Annotated in this window: 15 protein-coding genes and 1 pseudogene; 11 read left to right on the top strand and 5 right to left on the bottom strand. The window is 61.5% G+C overall.

Going from position 1 to position 15,054, the window contains the following annotated elements:
* Positions 1-88 precede the first annotated feature (88 nt).
* Entirely contained in the window at positions 89-2,626 is a 2,538-nt protein-coding gene (locus JMY24_RS06435; RefSeq protein WP_201701552.1) for a penicillin-binding protein 1A, read from the top strand.
* Between the two features lie 22 nt (positions 2,627-2,648).
* On the opposite strand, the gene JMY24_RS06440 is transcribed toward JMY24_RS06435, so the two are convergent.
* On the bottom strand, positions 2,649-4,001 hold the full coding sequence (locus JMY24_RS06440; RefSeq protein WP_201701553.1) for an MFS transporter: 1,353 nt from the start codon (positions 3,999-4,001) through the stop codon (positions 2,649-2,651).
* A 279-nt stretch (positions 4,002-4,280) separates the two neighbouring features.
* On the opposite strand from JMY24_RS06440, the gene JMY24_RS06445 reads away from it, so the two are divergent.
* From JMY24_RS06445 to JMY24_RS06455, 3 genes are all read left to right on the top strand, one after another.
* Positions 4,281-4,592, top strand: coding sequence for a hypothetical protein (locus JMY24_RS06445; protein WP_128587911.1), 312 nt, complete (start codon positions 4,281-4,283; stop codon positions 4,590-4,592).
* A 402-nt stretch (positions 4,593-4,994) separates the two neighbouring features.
* A complete protein-coding gene (locus tag JMY24_RS06450) occupies positions 4,995-5,477 on the top strand; it encodes a DUF4440 domain-containing protein (protein WP_128595058.1) in 483 nt (160 codons plus the stop codon).
* Positions 5,478-5,748: 271 nt separating this feature from the next.
* On the top strand, positions 5,749-6,183 hold the full coding sequence (locus JMY24_RS06455; protein ID WP_128595059.1) for a MarR family winged helix-turn-helix transcriptional regulator: 435 nt from the start codon (positions 5,749-5,751) through the stop codon (positions 6,181-6,183).
* Between the two features lie 34 nt (positions 6,184-6,217).
* On the opposite strand, the gene JMY24_RS06460 is transcribed toward JMY24_RS06455, so the two are convergent.
* From JMY24_RS06460 to JMY24_RS06475, 4 genes are all read right to left on the bottom strand, one after another.
* Positions 6,218-6,994 (bottom strand): enoyl-CoA hydratase-related protein, encoded by a 777-nt coding sequence (locus JMY24_RS06460; protein WP_128595060.1) that lies wholly within the window; start codon positions 6,992-6,994, stop codon positions 6,218-6,220.
* A gap of 303 nt (positions 6,995-7,297) precedes the next feature.
* Positions 7,298-8,278, bottom strand: coding sequence for an NAD(P)H-dependent flavin oxidoreductase (locus JMY24_RS06465; RefSeq protein ID WP_128595061.1), 981 nt, complete (start codon positions 8,276-8,278; stop codon positions 7,298-7,300).
* Positions 8,279-8,419: 141 nt separating this feature from the next.
* Entirely contained in the window at positions 8,420-9,208 is a 789-nt protein-coding gene (locus JMY24_RS06470; protein ID WP_128595062.1) for a crotonase/enoyl-CoA hydratase family protein, read from the bottom strand.
* A gap of 63 nt (positions 9,209-9,271) precedes the next feature.
* A complete protein-coding gene (locus JMY24_RS06475) occupies positions 9,272-10,054 on the bottom strand; it encodes an SDR family oxidoreductase (protein WP_128595063.1) in 783 nt (260 codons plus the stop codon).
* Positions 10,055-10,219: 165 nt separating this feature from the next.
* On the opposite strand from JMY24_RS06475, the gene JMY24_RS06480 reads away from it, so the two are divergent.
* From JMY24_RS06480 to JMY24_RS38240, 7 genes and pseudogenes are all read left to right on the top strand, one after another.
* Positions 10,220-10,822 carry a TetR/AcrR family transcriptional regulator gene (locus tag JMY24_RS06480; protein ID WP_236597318.1) on the top strand — a complete coding sequence of 201 codons (603 nt, stop codon included), beginning with the start codon at positions 10,220-10,222 and terminating at the stop codon, positions 10,820-10,822.
* 398 nt (positions 10,823-11,220) lie between these two features.
* Entirely contained in the window at positions 11,221-11,388 is a 168-nt protein-coding gene (locus JMY24_RS38230) for a hypothetical protein (RefSeq protein WP_236597319.1), read from the top strand.
* Positions 11,385-11,723, top strand: coding sequence for an AMP-binding protein (locus JMY24_RS39340; RefSeq protein WP_328809170.1), 339 nt, complete (start codon positions 11,385-11,387; stop codon positions 11,721-11,723). The genes JMY24_RS38230 and JMY24_RS39340 overlap by 4 nt, the downstream gene beginning before the upstream one ends.
* Positions 11,724-11,823: 100 nt before the next feature.
* Positions 11,824-13,056, top strand: a complete 1,233-nt coding sequence (locus JMY24_RS06490; RefSeq protein ID WP_128595065.1) for an ABC transporter substrate-binding protein — start codon at positions 11,824-11,826, stop codon at positions 13,054-13,056.
* A gap of 151 nt (positions 13,057-13,207) precedes the next feature.
* Positions 13,208-13,462: a zinc-binding dehydrogenase gene (locus JMY24_RS39345; protein WP_328809171.1), complete on the top strand. Its 255-nt coding sequence runs from the start codon at positions 13,208-13,210 to the stop codon at positions 13,460-13,462.
* 110 nt (positions 13,463-13,572) lie between these two features.
* Entirely contained in the window at positions 13,573-14,520 is a 948-nt protein-coding gene (locus tag JMY24_RS06500; protein ID WP_236597321.1) for a LysR family transcriptional regulator, read from the top strand.
* A 243-nt stretch (positions 14,521-14,763) separates the two neighbouring features.
* Positions 14,764-15,038 (top strand): annotated as a pseudogene (locus JMY24_RS38240) (3-hydroxyacyl-CoA dehydrogenase); the annotation flags it as partial.
* Between the last annotated feature and the right edge of the window lie 16 nt (positions 15,039-15,054).

The raw sequence follows: 15,054 nt of genomic DNA on the forward strand, positions 1-15,054 counted from the left end.
CGCCGAGCGGGCCGCCTCGCCGGCCGGAAATCGAGCCGCGCCGCACATCTTGGTAGGATTCAGCCTTTTCCAGCAGACGGTAACTGGTGTGAAGCGTTTTATTTCCCTGATTCTGGAGACCCTCGACCGAGGTCTGACCCGCGCGAACCCGCTCGTGGCCGGGGCGCTGCGGCACCTGCGCCATCCGACCCGCCGGGGCGTGCTGCGCGCCTGCGCGGCGCTTCCGCTGTTGTTCGTGCTGTATGTGCTGATCCTGATTCCGTTCACACCGGGTATCGGCGATATTCGCAAGGCCAAGATCGAGCAGCCCGCGCGCATTCTCTCGGCGGACGGCAAGCTGCTCGCCGAGTTCAAGCCGTCCAACCGCGAGTGGGTCAAGCTCAAGGACATCTCGCCGAATGTGGTCAATGCGCTGATCGCCACCGAAGATCATCGCTTCTATCAGCATTTCGGGCTGGACTGGCGGCGCACGGCATCGGCCGCGCTGCATACGTTTTCCGGCGACCGGCAGGGCGGATCGACGATCACGCAGCAACTCGCACGCAATCTTTATCCGGACGAAATCGGCCGTGCGCCGACGCTGACCCGCAAGCTGAAGGAAGCGATCACCGCCTTCAAGATCGAGGCGCTCTACACGAAGGACGAGATTCTCGAAACGTACCTGAACACGGTGCCGTTTCTCTACAACGCGTACGGCATCGAGATGGCGGCACGCACGTATTTCGACAAGTCCGCGTCGGACCTGAACGTGCTCGAAAGCGCGACGCTCGCTGGCATGCTGAAGGGCAACAGCTACTACAATCCGGTGCTCAACCCGGAGCGCGCATTGCAGCGGCGCAATACGGTGCTCGCACAGATGGTGAAGTTCGGCAAGCTCACGCCCGCCTCGTTCGAGACGCTCAGAAAACGCCCGCTGCGCATCGACTTCGAGCGGCAGACCGAGCCGCCGGGACCCGCGCCGCACTTTGCGCAGCAACTGCGCAAGTGGCTCGCGGCGTGGGCCGATCGTAACGACTACAACATCTATTCGGACGGCCTCGTGGTGCGCACCACGATCGATTCGCGCCTGCAGACCATGGCCACCCAGGCGGTGAACCTGCAGGGCAACCAGTTGCAAGGCATCGCCAATGCGGCGTGGGGCAGCCGCTCGGGCTGTTCGAACGGCAAGGATCTGCTCGCGGCGTTCCTGCGCGAAACGCCCGACTTTCGCGCCGCGAAAGACTCGGGCCTGACCGACGACGACGCGCTCAAACGCGTGTCGTCCGACCGCAACCTCGTGCAGTCGGTCTGCGAATCCAAGACCCGCGTGCAGGCCGATTTTCTCGCGATGGACCCGCGCAACGGCCAGATCAGGGCGTGGGTCGGCAGCCGCGATTTCAGCCAGGATCCGTTCGACCACGTGCAGCAGGCGCGCCGTCAGCCTGGCTCGACGTTCAAGCCGTTCGTCTACGCGGCGGCCTTCGAGGCGGGTGCGAAGCCAAGCGACACACTCGTCGATCAGCCGGTCGAAATACAACTGGCGGGCGGAGAAGTCTGGCGTCCGAGCGACGAAGAAGAGCCGAGCGAGCGGCCGATCACGCTGCGCGACGGTCTTGCGTATTCGCGCAACCGCATCACCGCGCAACTGATGCAAACGGTCGGCCCGAACAAGGTCGCGCGGCTCGCCCGCGCCATGGGCGTGCGCGACAGCCCGCTCGATGCCGTGCCGTCGCTCGCGCTCGGCACGAGCCCCGTCACGCTGAAGGAGATGGTGTCGGCGTACGGGACGATTGCCAACCTCGGCGGATACGTGGAGCCGGTGATGGTCACGCGCATCGAAGACCGCAACGGCGAAGTGCTGGCCGACTTCGCGCCGGCGCAACCGCAACAGGAACTGCCCGCGGACGCCGCGCGCACGCTTGTCGACGTGATGCGCGATGTCGTGAACCGCGGCACGGGATCGGCGATACGCGGGCGCTTCGGCGTGCGCGGCGACGTGGCCGGCAAGACCGGCACGACGCAGGGCAACGCGGACGGCTGGTTCATCCTGATTCATCCGCAACTCGTGGCCGGCGCGTGGGTTGGTTTCAACGACAGCCGCGTGACCTTGCGCAGCGACTACTGGGGACAGGGCGCGCATAGCGCGTTGCCGATCGTCGGCGACTTCTTCCAGCGCGCGCAGCGCTCGAAGCTGGTCGACACACGCGTGAGGTTCGCCACCGAGCAGCAGCCCGGCTGGTTCGCGGAGCGTTCCGAGCGGCTGCGGGCGTGGTTCCAGCACCTGTTTCCGTCGCCGGCGGTGAAGTCTCAGACGGCCGTGACGGCTCGCAACACCACGCGGCGAGCGCCGGCGGCGACGGCTTCGCCGGGGGCGGCGGCAGAGGGTGTGACGGCTGAGGCTGCTGCCAGTGCAGCAGCGGCGGCCAGCGCGGAATCGCGGGCGTTACCGCCGCTGCTGCCGACGCCCGGCGAGGCAACGGCTTCCGGCTCGACAACGACTTCGGTGTTCGGCAGCGAGCCTGTGCACGGCGACGCGCAGGGCGCCGGCACGGCGGCATCGGCGCCGACGCCCACGCCGGACGACGTCGTGCCGCCGGACGCCATCGGCGCCGGGAGTCAAGCTGGCGCCGCGAGCAGGTCGCCTTGACGGCCAGGCGTCGCCGCGTCGGCTAGTATTCCGCGACCGGGGGCCGCGCGGACGCGTCGCGTCTCGCCGTGCCCGCCGACGCTTCCAACGAGGGGTCGTGATGCAGCAGCAGCGCGGCCGCCGCGCCGACGAGGCCCGCGCCTGCGAGGCAGAGCAGTCCCGCGCCGAAACCGCCGGTGCTGTCCTTGATCCAGCCCATCGCGTAAGGTCCGAAGAATCCAGCGAGATTGCCGAGCGAATTGATCGCCGCGATGCCGCCGGCAGCCGCGGCGCCCGACAGGAACGCAGCCGGTAGGGTCCAGATAACCGGCAGACAGCCGAAAATACCAAAGCCGGCAATCGACAGCGCAATCATTTTCTGCACTGGATTATCGAGCCCGGCCGACGCCGCGATGCCGAGCGCTGCGACCGTCAGCGCGATCGCCACATGGCGTTTGCGTTCCAGCTTGCGGTCCGAATGACGACCCCAGAAAACCATGCTGATTACGCCGACGATATACGGCAGCGACGTCACGAAGCCCGTCTGCAAGTTAGTCAGACCGAAGGCCTTGACGATCTGCGGCAGAAAAAAGCTCAGGCCGTAGTTGGTTGCGTTGGCACCGAAGTAGATGAGCGCGATGGCGAGCACGCGCCGGTTGAGGAGCGCTTCTTTCACACTGAAGGCATGCACGGCTTCGCGATGCTCGCGTTCCTGCTTCTGACGTGCGACGAGCCAGTCGCGCTCATCGGCGGCGAGCCAGGTTGCGTCGGCCGGCTTGTCGGTCAGGTAGAACCACACCGCGAACGCCAGGATCAGCGCGGGCAGGGCTTCGATCAGATAAACCCATTGCCAGCCGGCGAGGCCGGCGAAGCCGTCCATGGAGAGCAGGGCGCCCGAGATCGGCCCGCCGATCACCGTCGACAGCGGAATCGCCGCCATGAAATAGCCGACCACGCGGCCTCGATACGCGGCGGGAAACCACAATGTGAGCAGGAAGATGACGCCGGGGAAGAATCCCGCTTCGGCCACGCCTAGCAGAATGCGCAAGCCGTAGAACACATGAGCCGCCGACAGTCCCGTGTATTGCGCGATATGTGGGATATACGCCATCGCACCGGCAAGCAAACCCCACGTGAACATGATTCTCGCGATCCAGCGGCGCGCGCCGAATTTTTCGAGCAGAAGATTGGACGGCACTTCGAAGAAGAAGTACGCAATGAAGAAAATCCCGGCGCCAAAGCCGAATGCGCTTGCGGAAAGCCCGAGTGCCTTATTCATCTGCAGCGCGGCGAAGCCGACGTTCACGCGGTCCAGATAGGCGACGAAATAGCAGACGATCAGGAACGGCACGAGCCGAACCGTCACACGTTTCATGGTACGTGCTTCGAGTTCCATCGATGTCTCCTCCAGTTCATTGTCCGGATGGTTTTGAAGAGGTCGTTACAGACTAGTCGCTCGGCCACGATTCGGGAAGCGCTTTAAACAGTTCCAGCGCGCCATTCGTCGATGCTGCATCTGCACAGATTGTTCATGTGAGGGCAACAGTGTTTTCGAGCCGTGAGGCTGATCTCGCATGCGTTATTCCGGATAATTGCGGCTGCGGGAAAACCGAACCGACCGCCCCGAAACGACTCGGTGCGCGGTCACGAAACGATCAGAAAATCCAGGTGCATCATGTTGAACAAGCTTCGCGATTGGGCTCGCGTCGCCATTGCGGCGCTCGCGATAGGAGGCGCGCTTGCCGGCTGCGCATCTTCGACGCATGTCGTCGCAACCGACAAACCCGGCACGTACACAGTCGCGGCAAGCGCGACGGGCGGACGCATGGCATGGGCGCGCGCGCACGGCGAGGCGCTGAACGAAGCGCGCGATTACTGCGAGCGGCGCGGCATGCAGAGCAGCATCAATGTGGAAACGGTGAGCGGGGTGGAGATGCTGACGACGCATGCGTCGTCGGTCAACTTCGAATGTCATCCGAAGTTCTAGCGCAGAGATGCGCTGCGCGACACGCTTTAGCGAATGTCACGTAGTGTGTGCCGTTATTTGATGTCGAAGGTTGCGAGCTGTTGTCCCTGGTGTCCCTTGGTCCCGCTACGAAGATGGCCCGGAGCCTGGCGGGTTCTGCGTCGCGCGTGTTTGCATTGCCATGCAATACGGCTTGCGGATAAGCGGCAGAAAGTGTTCGCTAGCGCACAGACGAGCCCCACAGTGCTTGTTCAACTCGGCTTGTTCTTTCCGATACGGTCTGCCTGAATTGGCGACAGCGCGTCCCGCTTGCGGACGCAGCAATAGATCGGCCACAGGTTGTCTCCGCGTCGCCCTCGGACTTGCCGGGAAGAGTAAGCGCGTACGCAGCTTCTTCCTGCTCCTGAAGGAAGAGGTGCCGCCATGAAGTCGCTTACCGTTGCTGTCCTGGCGCTGGCGCTCGCAGGATGCGCCGCAGATCACACCGCCTCGAACAATGCATCGTCGGCGCAGTCCGGCAGTTGCAAGGTCGTGACAGAGGGCGAGATCGCGGCGTTATTTGATCGATGGAATCAGTCTCTGCAAACCGGCGATCCGCACAAGGTGGTCGCCAACTATGCGCAACGGTCGATTCTTCTCGCGACGGTATCCAGCAAGCCGCGTCTGACGGTTGCGGACAAGGAGGACTATTTCCATCACTTTCTGCAAGATAGTCCCTCCGGAAAGATCGACCTTCGTTTCGTCGAGGTCGGCTGCAATTCCGCCGTCGACGCGGGGCTTTACACGTTCACGTTCGCGAGAACTGGCGTTGTTGTGAAGGCGCGCTATACGTACACCTATCGCTGGGACGGGACGCAATGGCTGATTACCAGTCATCACTCGTCGGCGATGCCGGACAAGGAATGAGGCCGGTGTGGCTCGCGGATCGATCATGGTGATCGTCCAGGATGTCGTCATGCGAGGCTTCCGTCGAAGGTCAGCGAGCATGACATGCGACGTTTCACGTAGTGCGTGAACCTGAAGTGCTAACCACAACTATCTTGCAAAAATCTTCTGGTCGAACTTCGCGTCCGGCAAAAGCCTCCCATTTCCTGTAGTACGGCGCATGTTATATTTCGCATGCGAATTACTATTCTGTTGGCCTCCAGTGACTGGAACGTAGGGCGAGGTTTCGAAAATGAATCATCGGCTTGTCTATCTACTGAATGTGGGTCAGCGCCGCCTGCATCGGTGGTCGCAGGCGAGGACAGCCGCCGGTGGAGTGACAGCAGCGCAGGCTGGCCTGCTCTTTTTTCTGGCAAAGAACGACGGAGCCCTCACGAATGAAGCGGCGGCAGCCCTTGACCTCAAGGCGCCGGGAATGAGTGGACTGGTCGATCGAACCGAACGTGCTGGTCTCATCGAACGCCACGCGGATGAGTTCGATCGACGCGCGTCGCGGCTGTGGCTGACGGCAGACGGGCGCGCTGCACTGAAGCGTTCGAAGGCAGTTCTCGCTGACCTGAATACCCTGCTGATAGATGGGTTTACAGCGTCTGAGATTGAGGTCGTCGTGCGATGGCTGACAAGTTTGCAGGAGAAGTTTTCGTCCATTGACGAGAACCCGAACTAGGGGCACCGAAGGTGGCCCCTGGTGCGTACCGCTCCTATTGTCGAACGATTCTCGTGAAATCCGGCTGGCGCTTTTGGGCAAACGCCGCGAAGGCTTCTTTCGCTTCGGCGCTTGCAAGTCGCTCCACGAAGATGGCGCTTTCGCAATCCATCTGAGCTACCAGTGTCTCTGCATCTCGCATCAGTCGTTTCATCGCGGTCAGCGACCCGATCGGCTTTGCGGCGATTCTCTCGGCGACACGGCGTGCCTCTGCACGAAGTTCCGCGTTGGAGATCGCCTTGTTAGCAATACCCCATGCAACGGCAGCGTTCGCTGGAACGGCTTCCCCAAGAGCGAACATTTCGAACGCCTTGACATGCCCGATTCGCAACGGAAGCAGGTAGCTTGAGGCGGCTTCGGGTACGAGTGCCAGATTCACGAAGGGCGTTACCAATTGCGCATCTTCGGAGAGAAGTACGTAGTCACAATGCAGCAACAAAGTCGTTCCAACGCCAACAGCCTTGCCCTGGACTGCAGCAATGATCGGTTTAGTGGCATTCGCCAGACCTCGCAGAAAGCGGACAACGTTGCGTTCCTTCGGGCCTTTGCCTGTCGACTGCGCAGCGAATTCCGAGACGTCGTTGCCGGCCGTGAATGTGTCTCCATCGGCCTGGATCAACAATACACGGACCTCGTCGTCACTAGCGCTCGCGATGGCATCTGCAAGTGCGCCATACATATCGTTAGTGAGAGCGTTTTTCTTGTCCGGCCGCGCAATTGTGATGGACAGTACACCACTACCTGATAGCTCAACTTTGATTTCCGGGGTCATTAGCTTGCCTCCTAAAAATTTGCGGCGTCGAGATGTACCTCCTCTGGGACGCCGCGTTTAAATGTTCGCATGCGAAGTATAAATCTGCTCGCATGCGAAACACACCTGCTAGAAGTTGACGGGCTGTTAACTGAAACTTGACATCAATGCAGCTGCGCCGCCGGCTGCCCCCTCGTCGATGTAGCACTCGACGAAGGCGTATTCATGCGCTTCGGCCGAGCGCCAGAGGTCACACGTCAGGCACCCGGCTTGACGGCGCGACTCTGTCGGCACAGGCTGCCAGCGCTACGAACCCGGCCTTGTTCAAGCCTGAGACAGCATCCCGTGAAGTCGCTTCGCAACGATTTCTTCGGCCTGATGCATGATTCGTTCGACCAGCTCGCCGATCGTGGGGATGTCGTGAATGAGTCCGGCAACCATGCCGCATGACCACGCACCGGCGTCCAGGTCACCGTCCTTCATGACCCGCGGATAGATGCCACCTACCTCGTCCGCAATGTCCGAGAAGGCGATGTCGGTGCCGAGCCGTCTTTCCTTTTCCAGCAGGCGCTCGACCCCGGCGTTGTTCAGCACGCGTTCGGTATTGCGCAGCGGGCGCATTACGAGCCGCGTATCCAGTTCCGTTGCTGCGACGATGGCTTGCTTGACCTTCTGGTGGACCGGCGCTTCGTGGGTCGCCACGAAGCGGGTGCCCATGTTGATGCCGGCCGCGCCCATGGCGAGTGCCGCTACAAGCGAGCGGCCATCGGCCATGCCGCCCGAGGCGACGAACGGTATCTTGAGCTCGTCCGCGGCACGGGGCAGCAGGATGAAGTTGGGGACGTCGTCCTCGCCGGGATGGCCACCGCATTCAAAGCCGTCCACGCTGACCGCGTCGCAGCCGATGCTCTCGGCCTTCAGTGCATGCCGCACCGATGTGCATTTGTGAATCACCTTGATTCCGGCTTCCTTTAGCAGCGGCAGCCACTTCTGCGGATTGTTCCCAGCGGTCTCGACGATCTTCACGCCGCCATCGATGATCGCGCGCACGTAGCCCGGGTAATCCGGCGGATTGCGTGCGGGGAGGAAAGTCAGGTTGACGCCGAACGGCTTGTCCGTCATGTCCTGGCAGCGTCGAATTTCGCCCGCCAGCGCCTCCGGGCTGGGCTGCGTCAGCGCCGTAATGATGCCCAGGCCGCCCGCATTGGACACCGCTGCGGCTAGTTCGGCGAATCCGACGTAGTGCATGCCGCCTTGGATGATGGGATGCTCGATGCCGAACAATTCGGTGATTTGCGTCTTCATTGCGAATCTCTCTTGAATGGATGGTAGTGGTGCGCCGGGATAGCCGTCGAAACTGGGCCGGCAATGCCATCAAGCCGCGTCCGTTTCCACGCGTTGCCGCCGGACCGAAGCTAGTGGCAATTCACGTGTGAATCAGCAGAATCACCGCCCCGTGAAACGGGCCTCCCGACGCTCGACAAAGGACTGAATACCTTCCTTGAAGTCCTCCGATGCGAAGACCGCTTCGCGTATCTGCGGGATGACGGCAATCGCTGCCTGCTCGCCGTGCTCGATGAAGGTCAGAGCCGCCGCTTTGGTCGCACGCAGGCCGATCGGCGCGACCTTGGAGATCGCCCGGGCGATCTCCATCGCACGCTCGCGGTGCCGCCCGTATGGATGTACTTCCTGGACGAAGCCGCAGCGGTATGCCTCATCGGCGGGGAATTCGTCGCACAGGAACAGGTGGTACATCGCGTTGCCCCAGCCCGTGCGGGTGAGGTAGCGGTAGTGCGCGCCACCCAGCGGCGCGATGCCGCGTTTCGATTCCATCTGGCAGAAGCGAGCGGTGTCGGCCGCAATCACAATGTCCGAGGCCAGCATCTGCTCGAGGCCTATCGTGTAGGTAATGCCATGGACCACTGATATCACCGGCTTGCGACAGCGTTTTTCGAGGCCGAAGGGGTCGATCTGGTCGTCGGGGATCGGCTTTGCCGTAGCGGTTGGGCCGAAGAACTTAGGCATGTCGAGGCCGGCAGTGGTGTGTTCGCCAGCGGGATCGAGAACGGCCACCCACAGGTTGTTGTCGTCGTCGAACTCGGTCAGCCGCTGCGAGAGCTGCTGCATCATCTCCGGGGTGAAGGCGTTCTTCTTGGCCGTGTTGTCGACCGAGATGATCGCGATATGGTCCTCGATCGTCATCCGGACTTCGGGCGTTGTTGCTGCATTGCTCATGATCGTCTCCTTCGCTGAGGCGGATTGGCACTTCGAACGGATTGGATATAAAGCCGGATCGCATCAGACGGCAGTCACGCCGCCGTCCACGGCAAGAATCTGTCCGGTCATGTGCTTGCCTGCGTCACTGGCGAATAGCAGGGCTGCGCCCTTGAGATCGTCGTCATCACCGATGCGCTGCAGAGGCGCGCGCTGGGACAGTTTCTCGATGCCGACCTTCTCGATCGTTCCCCTCGTCATCTTCGACGGGAAGAAGCCCGGCGCGAGCGCATTGACGGTGATGCCGTACGGCCCCCACTCGCCGGCGAGCGCACGGGTGAAATTGACGACCGCACCCTTGCTGGTGTTGTAAGCGATGGTCGGCTGGCCCGTGGGACCGTTGCCCCTGAGGCCGGCAATTGAGGCAAGGTTGATGATGCGGCCATAGCGATTGGGGATCATCGACAGCTTTCCGATCTGCTGCGTGAGAAGAAAGATCGCCCGTACGTTCAGGTTCATGACCTTGTCCCAAGCCGAAAGCGGATGATCAGCCATGGTTGCGCCCCATGTGGCGCCAGCGTTGTTGACGAGGATGTCGACCTTGCCCAGGCGTTCAATCGCTTCGTTGGCGAGGCGCTCGACATCGTCCTCGTTGGCGTTGTCTGCCGCGATCCAGCTTGCGTCGACACCGAGGCCGGCCAGATGTACCTGTGCCGACTCAAGCGCGTCGGCCTTGCGCGCCGAGATCACCACACGGGCACCCTGGGTGCCAAGCGCCTCGGCGATCTGCAGGCCCAAGCCGTTGGACCCGCCGGTGACGAGGGCCGTTCGGCCCTTCAGGTTGAAGAGATCCGCCACAGCAGTCATTAGAGTCTCCTTGTCGATGGATGGGGCCGGACATCCTGCAGGATGTAGATGCCTGGCGAAGGGCACGTCGTAGTCCTCCAGATCAATGCCAGGTTCGTCCGGTTCAGGCTTTGCAGTTATTGTCTATGTGCATGATGATTGTCATGCAGGAGAATGACGGGCAAAATGCAGAATGTCAAGACAAGGTATGAGGTGCATTCGATGGGACACTCACAGGCGGACAAGGCGCGCAGCAGAGAACGCATCTTGAGCCAGGCAGCCGAGCAAATCAGGGATGGCGGACTGCAATCCCTTAGTGTCGGGAAACTGATGCGCAGCGCCAACCTGACCCATGGCGGTTTCTATGGTCACTTCGCATCACGCTCGGAGTTGCTGGCGCACGCGCTCGAACGGGCGATGGAGGATGGCAAGGCCGCATTCGAGGCGAATCGGGGCGACGCGACGCCGGATTATGAGAAGACGGTGCGCAGCTACCTGAGTCGCCCGCATCGGGATTCACGCACAACAGGCTGTGCGATTGCGGCGCTCGCGGGCGACGTGGCGCGTGAGGACGAGCCGGTGCGCGAGACCATGTCGGCCCACATCGAACGGTTCATCGATCAGATTGACACTGCGCTGAGCTCTGACGACCCTGACAAGGCGGTATTCGCTGTCAGCGCGATGATCGGAGCCCTGGTGGTTTCCCGGGTGATGGCCGACGAAAAGCGGTCTGACGCGGTGCTGGCCGCAGCCAAACGACAATTGCTGGCAATGCATGAACGGGAATGAGCCGTTACCCCCTGTCAGGACAGTCCGGCAGTCATCCGGGCGCATGGAGGAGGCCGGGACACGCCCCATTCCATATCGGCCTCGCTGTGCGCAACACTGAGCGCGTCATCAGGACCGCGGAAGGAGAGTTCATCAAACCCGCCACAGCGAACATCAAGTTCGCATTCCTGCATGGATTCAAACGTTGATTCCGACGGTGCCTCGTGGCCTCATTGGGGGTAGATGTGTATGGGCGGCGACACTGTCAAATGTCATTTGACAAGGTGTAAAGCGAACTGATCTCGACAAAAACGACCAATCGTTCGAAAATCACTACAAAATTTTCGTTGCCCGTACGACTCGTCATGAGATGAACATGTCCTTGGCCGGACGGACACCAAAAGAATCCAGGAGACGGTATGACTTTCAAGGAGACGCTCGTTCCGGCCATGCGTCGCATTCAAGAAGCGTTCGCCCGGCATGCCGTGGCGTGTCCGAACCAGGCCGCGCCCGCCGACGAGTCGCACACGCTCACCTATGGCGAGCCTGGCGAGGCCGTCGACGCACTTGCGCAACCGTCTGCGTGACGCGGGCGCGCGCAGGCGACTGTGAGCTGCTCGTCTATGTCGGCGAACTGATGCTCGGGCCGCTGAATGACCTGGCGCAGCCGGAACCCGTGCAGGAGGACGAGGAGCAGGTCGCGGCCATGATCTATACGACGGGCACGACCGGCGCGCCTAAAGCCGCCATGCTCACCCACAAGAATCTCTCGTTCGTGGCCACCAGTAGCCAGCGCGTGCGCGGTCGTTGCCTCGCGCGGTCGGGCGGTACACCGCTTACGTTGTCACTCAAGCAAGTATTCGAAAAAAACAATCGCTGCGCGGTGCGTCGGATCGGTTGCAACGTTCCTTGCCCAGCATAAGCAGAGTAGGCCGGCAAGCGTCCCCGTATTAAGGCCGTTGTGAGCGGTTTCGCCACAACGCCAATCGACTATTGACACTTGTGATGACAGGAGAGAGACGATGTGGACAAAAGGGAAAGCGGTGTTGCTGGCGACCTGCACTGCGTTAGCGGTGCTCCCCAGCGTATCGGCAATTGCTACGCAGGCACAGCTCTCGCATGGTGTGGTCAAGATCGGGGTCCTGACCGACATGTCGAGCATTTATTCGACGCTCGGCGGACGCGGTGCCGTGCAAGCCGTCAAAATGGCGGCGGACGACTTCATGAAGGAGAACCCTGACATCAAGGTGGAAGTCGTCTATGCGGACCATCAAAGCAAAGCCGACATCGCAGCGAGCAAAGCGCGCGAATGGTTCGACCGTGACAACGTCGACATGGTTACTGATCTAACGAACTCGAGTGTCGCCTTTGCTGTTATCGACCTGGCCCGTCAGCGAAACAGGATTGCCATCGCGACAGGCCCGGCGAGTTCAGAGATCACCAATTCGAAATGCACGCCCGTCAGCGTTCAATATGTGTATGACACGTACGCGCTAGGCCGCACAACCGCACGCGAGATGATGCGCCAAGGCGGTAAGACCTGGTACTTCGTCGCGGCCGATTACGCATTCGGCAAAGCATTGGTCAGCGATGCGTCGAATGCGATCAAGTCTGAGGGCGGCAGCGTTCTCGGGACTGCATGGGCCCCGATGCATAGCTCCGATTTCTCCACTTACCTGATGCAGGCGCAATCCTCCGGTGCCAAGGTGATCGGATTAGCCAATGCAGGCGGCGATTTTGTCAATGCGATGAAAGCGGCGCAGCAATTCGGGCTCACGCGTAGCGGCGGGCCTCAGATGGCCGGCTTGCTGGTCTTTCTTGCCGACGTGCATGCGATCGGGTTGCAAGCAGCGCAGGGCCTCGAATTCTCCACTGCGTTTTACTGGGATCGGGATGAGGAGACACGCAAGTGGAGCAAAAGGTTCTTTGCATTGGCAAACCGTATGCCGGAGCAGACCGACGCGGGGGACTATTCGTCCACCTTGCATTATCTGCGGGCGGTAAAGGCCGCCGGAACCGACGAAACCGGCGTGGTCATGAAGAAAATGCGGGAATTGCCTATCAACGACTTCTTTGCCAGGAACGGAAGAATTCGCGAGGATGGCCTGATGGTGCACGACATGTATCTCGTGGAGGCCAAGAAACCTTCCGAGTCGAAATACCCATGGGATTACTACACCGTAAAGGCCGTCATACCGGGTGAGAAGGCATTCAGGCCGTTGGCGGAAAGTGCATGTCCGCTTGTCAAGAAGTGATGTTGTCCGCCGGCGCGGTGCCGCAGAATTCAATCCGCGAGCAGCCGAAGCAATCGGTGCGGAAGGTCCCGGCACATTGGTCGTAGCGAATAATCGAACGCAACGGCGAGCGTTGCCGTCGCATCGTCAGACCGGCCCGGCGTCGTTCGAGATGCCGGTTTTCGCCCCGGCGCTGGTCTACTCTGCTGCCGAGGTGCGCGGCTGGTTCATCTTCTCGTGGCGCGCGCGAAACGCGGCGAGTGAAAGCAGCCGGACGCTGAGCAGTCTGCTCGATCGTATGGCCGAGGGCACGTTGAAGCCGCCGGTAGCGTGCCGCTACGGCGTCGATCGCGCACACGAAGCCTTCGCGGCCGCCGAAAGCGCAGCACACGACGCCAGGCCGCTGCCGGCGTTCGCGCAGCGCTGAACTTCGCCTAATGCCACCAGCGACGCAAAGCCATCGTCGCTATTCGCATGAAGGCCATGGTTGACGCAGACTTAAACTATCGGCCTATGCCGCAAACGGGAAGCGGTTGCATGCGATCGCCACGCAATCGCACGCACCATCAAACCATGGACCTGAACCTGATCGGCCTGTTCGTCGAGATCGTCGAATCGCGTAGCCTCAGCGCGGCCGCGCGCAAGCTGGGGATGACGCGCGCGAATATCAGTCAGCGGCTCAAACTGCTGGAACGCGAAACGGGCGCGCAATTGCTGCGCCGCTCGACCCGCAGCTTGGAACTGACGCAAGCTGGCCACACGCTGTACGAATGCGGGCAGCGCATGCTCGAAGACCTCAGCACGGCGCGGGCCTCTATCGACAGCCTCGGCCAGACCTTGAGCGGCCGGGTTCGTATCAGCGTGCCCACCGGTTTCGGCAGGATGTTTCTCGGCGGCAAGCTGCTGGAGTTCGCGCGCATGCATCCGGGCATCACGCTCACGGTCACGTTCAACAACCGGATCGAAGACATGATCGCAGCGGAAGTCGACGTCGCGATACGAATCACGGTGACGCCGCCGCTCGATTACGTGGCGCGCAACATCTGTTCGATCGACTGGAACCTGGTTGCGTCAGCCGACTACGTCAACCAGCACGGTCCGATCGACTGCCCGAGCGACCTCGAAAAGCAGACGCTGATCGCCTCAGCGTATCCCGGCCGTCGCGTCACGATGACGCTCACGCACCGTGAGGACGAGACAGACGTCCACGTGATCACGATGCAGCCTGCACTACAGTCATCGGACTATCCGTTTCTGACGGAAGCCGTGTGTCGGGGCATGGGCATCGGACTGCTGCCGGCCTACGTGCCGCATGCGCCGACGAGCTGCGAATTGCTGCGAGTCCTGCCGCATTTTCGCGTGGCCGGCATGCAGAACACGTTGTATATCGTGACGCTGCCCAATCGCTATCCGTCGACCGCGACGCAAGCCCTGATCGACTATCTGCGCGCGGAAATCCTGTCGCTCGCCCAAACCTGGAGCTAGACCGGGCCCACATCAACAGGCGCGTCATCTCGCCCCGCAAGAGTTTCCCGCGTCCGGCGTCAATTTTCAGTTAACAGTTCGTCAACTGTCAGTTGGATTGTCAATGCGCGCTGCGCATTCAACAATCAGTCAACACGAAATACATGGAGACGCGGAATATGACTTCCGACCCGACCGCACACGCCATCAGGCGTGAGCTGCGCAACCGTATTCCTGTCGTCACCGTCGACAATCCACCCCTGCTACATGGCGGCGATGATCAACGAAGGCGCGAACGTCGTGCATCAGCGCATCGCGCTGCGTCCGCTCGATGTGGACGTGACGTTGCTCTACGGCTATGGCTTTGCGCGCCATCGCGGCGGCCGATGCAATACGCCGACACCGTTGGTCTTGCGAAGGTGCCCGCCGACATCCGCGAGTTCGCCAAATAGCACCCGGTGTTCTGGCAACCGTCGCCGCTGATCGTCGATCTCGACGAGCGCGGCGCCACGCTGCCGAGCCTCAACCACACCGCCTGATCCGTTCAACTCTTCA

The organism is Paraburkholderia kirstenboschensis (assembly GCF_904848585.1).
Taxonomy (GTDB): Bacteria; Pseudomonadota; Gammaproteobacteria; order Burkholderiales; family Burkholderiaceae; genus Paraburkholderia; species Paraburkholderia kirstenboschensis.

Bases quoted from the DNA above. Each gene is read 5' to 3' on its own strand.
- JMY24_RS06440 (WP_201701553.1), bottom strand. From the start codon at position 4,001: ATGGAACTCGAAGCACGTACCATGAAACGTGTGACGGTTCGGCTCGTG.
- JMY24_RS06445 (WP_128587911.1), top strand. From the start codon at position 4,281: ATGTTGAACAAGCTTCGCGATTGGGCTCGCGTCGCCATTGCGGCGCTC.
- JMY24_RS06450 (WP_128595058.1), top strand. From the start codon at position 4,995: ATGAAGTCGCTTACCGTTGCTGTCCTGGCGCTGGCGCTCGCAGGATGC.
- JMY24_RS06455 (WP_128595059.1), top strand. From the start codon at position 5,749: ATGAATCATCGGCTTGTCTATCTACTGAATGTGGGTCAGCGCCGCCTG.
- JMY24_RS06460 (WP_128595060.1), bottom strand. From the start codon at position 6,994: ATGACCCCGGAAATCAAAGTTGAGCTATCAGGTAGTGGTGTACTGTCC.
- JMY24_RS06465 (WP_128595061.1), bottom strand. From the start codon at position 8,278: ATGAAGACGCAAATCACCGAATTGTTCGGCATCGAGCATCCCATCATC.
- JMY24_RS06470 (WP_128595062.1), bottom strand. From the start codon at position 9,208: ATGAGCAATGCAGCAACAACGCCCGAAGTCCGGATGACGATCGAGGAC.
- JMY24_RS06475 (WP_128595063.1), bottom strand. From the start codon at position 10,054: ATGACTGCTGTGGCGGATCTCTTCAACCTGAAGGGCCGAACGGCCCTC.
- JMY24_RS06480 (WP_236597318.1), top strand. From the start codon at position 10,220: ATGCAGAATGTCAAGACAAGGTATGAGGTGCATTCGATGGGACACTCA.
- JMY24_RS38230 (WP_236597319.1), top strand. From the start codon at position 11,221: ATGACTTTCAAGGAGACGCTCGTTCCGGCCATGCGTCGCATTCAAGAA.
- JMY24_RS06490 (WP_128595065.1), top strand. From the start codon at position 11,824: ATGTGGACAAAAGGGAAAGCGGTGTTGCTGGCGACCTGCACTGCGTTA.
- JMY24_RS39345 (WP_328809171.1), top strand. From the start codon at position 13,208: ATGCCGGTTTTCGCCCCGGCGCTGGTCTACTCTGCTGCCGAGGTGCGC.
- JMY24_RS06500 (WP_236597321.1), top strand. From the start codon at position 13,573: ATGCGATCGCCACGCAATCGCACGCACCATCAAACCATGGACCTGAAC.